General features: G+C 47.6%; 4 protein-coding genes. All 4 read left to right on the forward strand.

Annotated features, from left to right (window positions below; translation table 11 throughout):
* Positions 1-434, forward strand: a 434-nt coding sequence (locus tag PX481_RS09615; RefSeq protein WP_353852187.1) for a PUA domain-containing protein, incomplete at its 5' end; no start/stop codon positions are given.
* A gap of 182 nt (positions 435-616) precedes the next feature.
* The gene (apcB, locus tag PX481_RS09620; RefSeq protein ID WP_002802766.1) at positions 617-1,126 is read left to right on the forward strand and encodes an allophycocyanin subunit beta; all 510 of its coding nucleotides are present in this window, start codon (positions 617-619) and stop codon (positions 1,124-1,126) included.
* Between the two features lie 2 nt (positions 1,127-1,128).
* Positions 1,129-1,296 (forward strand): hypothetical protein, encoded by a 168-nt coding sequence (locus tag PX481_RS09625; protein WP_288094488.1) that lies wholly within the window; start codon positions 1,129-1,131, stop codon positions 1,294-1,296.
* Positions 1,297-1,321: 25 nt separating this feature from the next.
* On the forward strand, positions 1,322-3,970 hold the full coding sequence (gene mutS / locus PX481_RS09630) for a DNA mismatch repair protein MutS (RefSeq protein WP_125732588.1): 2,649 nt from the start codon (positions 1,322-1,324) through the stop codon (positions 3,968-3,970).
* The last annotated feature ends 137 nt before the right edge of the window (positions 3,971-4,107 follow it).

The following is a 4,107-nucleotide window of genomic DNA, read 5'->3' on the forward strand; positions in this document are numbered from 1 at the left end:
GACGGCAGCCTGGTAATATCTTAAAAATTATGGCAGGAGAGGCGATCGGAACCCGTTTTGAGTCCCAAAAACGCAGTGATAACGCCCGCAAACGCTGGATCGCCTACGGACTAATGCCCATGGGTAAAATCTATCTCGATGCCGGGGCGATTCAAGCCATTTGTCAGGGGGGAAAATCTCTGCTCGCGGCCGGGATTACCAAAGTGGAGGGGGAATTTAGCGCCTCGGAATCGGTGCAATTGTGCGATCAAGAAGGCCGGGAATTGGCTAGGGGAATTGTTAATTATAGTAGTGAGGAGATCGATCGAGTGAAAGGTCAACATTCCGAGCGTATTGCCAGTTTATTAGGTTATATGGCCGCAGAAACCATTATTCATCGGGATAATCTCGTTATTTTGAGTGCCTCGTCCACTACCTCGACTAATAAAGGATAATTCCGCCACCCAGCGCCGGTCCAGCCAATGCCTTAAATGTAAAGAAATGTCTCAAAAAAACAACAAATTGTTAGACAAGCAAGAGAGTTAGACTGGGGATGTCCCCCGAAGTTCAACCCTGTGAGATTATAAATAAAGCGAAACTCAAAAATGTCTTTATTGCTGTTGGGAGAAACTTAATAATGCGAGACGCGGTAACTAGCCTGATTAGAAAATACGATGTCACCGGACGTTATCTCGATCGAGATGCGATCGATAATCTTAAACAATATTTTGCCTCGGGAACTGCCCGTCTAGCTGCCGCCGCCCTCATTAACGCTAATTCGGCGGCGCTCGTGCGTGGGGCGGCGATTCGTCTATTTGAAGAAGTTCCCGAATTGATCCGCGCCGGGGGTAATGCCTACACCACCCGTCGTTATTCTGCCTGTCTGCGGGATATGGATTACTATCTCCGCTATGCCAGTTATGCGCTGGTGGCTGCCGATACTAATGTTCTAGATGAACGGGTACTGCAAGGACTGCGGGAAACCTATAATTCCCTCGGGGTTCCCATCGGTCCGACGGTGCGCGGTATCCAAATCATGAGCGAAATGATTCAAACCATGGCTACTGAGGCGGGTATTGCCGACACCTCTTTGATCGCTGAACCCTTTGACCATCTCACTCGCGAATTAAGCGAAGTGTCTATCTAATATTGAACGAACCTGCGTCAGTCCCCACTCTCAGCCTAGGGGAGTGGGGAAGATGCAGCAAGGGGAACCATGAAGTGGTTCTCCTAGTGCGGAAGTCTGAGGCAACCGCCATCGACGAAGAAGCGTCAGAAACTTCCCACTCAGCCAAGGGGTGGGGAACAGTTCATTAAAACATTGTCCAGCTTTCTTTGACCCATGACTCTCCCCTCGGATTTTCCCCTAGAACCACCGGCTACCAATAAAGATCCCCATCGTGATTATCGCGGACTCGATCGCGATAAACTCACCCCCATGTACCAGCATTATGTGGAGGTAAAAGAAACCTATCCCAATGCTCTTTTACTCTATCGTGTGGGCGATTTTTTCGAGTGTTTCTTTCAGGATGCGGTGATTATCTCCAGAGAATTAGAATTAGTTCTCACCAGCAAGGAAGGGGGTAAAGGGATTGGGAGAGTCGCCATGACCGGGGTTCCCCACCACGCCCTAGAGCGTTATAGTCGTTTATTGGTGGAAAAAGGCTATGCAGTGGCGATTTGTGACCAAGTAGAGGATTCAACGGAAGCAGCCGCCGAAAAACGACTCGTAGAACGCGCTATCACCAAACTGCTCACCCCCGGAACCCTCACCGATGAGGGAATGTTAAACGCAAAAAAGAATAATTTTCTGGCCGCTGTGGTGATTACCGGAGAAAATTGGGGATTAGCATATTCAGATATCTCCACCGGAGAATTCTACACCACCCAAGCCAGCGATTTAACGGCTTTAAGCCTAGAATTAAGCCGTTTACAGCCCTCGGAAATCCTTTTTCCCATCAATGCCCCCGATTTAAACCGTATTTTGCGCCCTGGGGAAAAATCCGACCATCTCCCCCCCTGTTTACCCGATAGTTTTTGTTATTCTCTCCGTCCCCAAACTATCTTTACTCTCACAGAGGCGAAAAATCGTCTCCTAATCACCTATAAAATGCGTTCCCTAGAGGGTATGGGCTGCGAACATTTACCCCTTGCTATTCGCGCCGCCGGAGGCCTCTTAGAATACATTGAAGATACCCAAAAAGCCAATCAAGTCCCCCTACAACCTTTAAAAACCTACTCTATCTCCGAATTTTTGATTTTAGATGGGCAAACCCGTCGCAACCTTGAAATTACCCAAACGGTGCGCGATGGTAGCTTCTATGGTTCTCTATTATGGGCGATTGATCGTACTTGTACGGCCATGGGTAGTCGCGCCTTACGTCGTTGGTTACTGCAACCCCTCTTAGATTCTCGCGGTATTCGCGCCCGTCAAGATACTATCCAAGAGTTAAAGGATAATCCCGCCCTGCGCCAAGATATTCGGCAAAAATTAAGGGAAATCTACGATATAGAACGTTTAAGCGGTCGCGTTGGCGCAGGAACGGCTAACGCCCGCGATTTACTTTCCCTAGCGGCATCTTTAGTCAAATTAGCCGATTTAGCGGCTTTGGTTGCTTCGGGAAATTCGCCCTATTTGAAAGCTTTACAGCAAATTCCCGCCGATTTAGAAAAATTAGGCCAGCAGGTGATAGCGCATCTGGTGGAATCTCCTCCGCTGCATCTGAAGGAAGGGGGGGTGATTCGTGAGGGAATTGATGCCCAATTGGATGCCCTGCGGCGCGACTATCAGGAAGTAATCGATTGGTTTAAGAATCTGGAGACGACAGAGAAAGAAAGAACGGGTATTAGTAATCTTAAGGTTAATTATAACAAAACTTTCGGTTATTATATCAGTTTACCCCGCAGTAAAGCCGATTTCGCCCCAAAAGATTATGTGCGTAAGCAAACTTTAGTCAATGAGGAACGTTATATCACCACCGAGTTAAAGGAGAAAGAAAATATAATTCTGACGGCAGTAGATGAATTAAATAAGTTAGAATACGAGATTTTTAGCGATTTACGCCGTCAAGTGGCCGAATTTTCCCCAGAAATTCGGGAAGTGGCCACAAAAGTCGCCGCTTTGGATGTGTTGGCAGCATTGGCAGAAATCGCCGTTTATCAGGGATATTGTCGCCCAGAAATCGCCGATGGTCGTCTTATCGATATTAAAGATGGTCGTCATCCCGTGGTGGAACAATCCCTTGGGGCCGGCTTTTTTGTGCCGAATTCGATTAATTTGGGCAATCAGGAAGGTTTAGAATACCCCGACTTGATTATTCTCACCGGTCCCAATGCTAGTGGCAAAAGTTGTTATCTGCGACAGGTGGGATTAATTCAATTGTTAGCCCAAACCGGCAGTTTTGTCCCAGCAAAGTCGGCCAAAATCTCCATCTGCGATCGCATTTTCACCCGGGTGGGGGCTGTGGATGACCTCGCTACGGGCCAATCCACCTTTATGGTGGAAATGAACGAAACCGCCAATATTCTCAATCACGCCACAGACAGATCATTAGTATTACTAGACGAAATTGGCCGCGGGACAGCCACTTTTGACGGTTTATCCATAGCTTGGTCTGTAGCGGAGTATTTAGCCACGGTACTGCAATCGCGGACGATTTTCGCCACTCACTACCACGAACTGAACGAATTAGCCTCAATTTTAGAGAATGTGGCCAATTATCAGGTAACGGTCAAAGAATTACCCCATGAGATAGTATTTTTGCACCAAGTACGACCGGGAGGCGCGGATAAATCCTACGGTATCGAAGCGGGAAGATTAGCCGGTTTACCAGCTTCTGTGATCGATCGTGCCATGCAGGTGATGGGTCAAATCGAAAAACATAGTAAAATTGCGATCGGTTTGCGTCAAGGAATTAAGAAAATTAAACCAGTTAAGTCGGATAATTCCCCCTCTCTGCAGCAGTTAGATATTTTTGATGACAGTAAGTAGGGTCTGCTGAAAAAGTTTGTTGGTGGGGGCAGGGTGTGGGGTGTGGGGTGTGGGGTGTAGGGTTTTACCGATTTTGAGGTAGTCAGTTACCTAATTTTCAGGGAAAAAGTACCTGAATTTTACCCCCGATCCCTCCA

It is taken from the genome of Microcystis sp. M53603_WE2 (assembly GCF_030065435.1).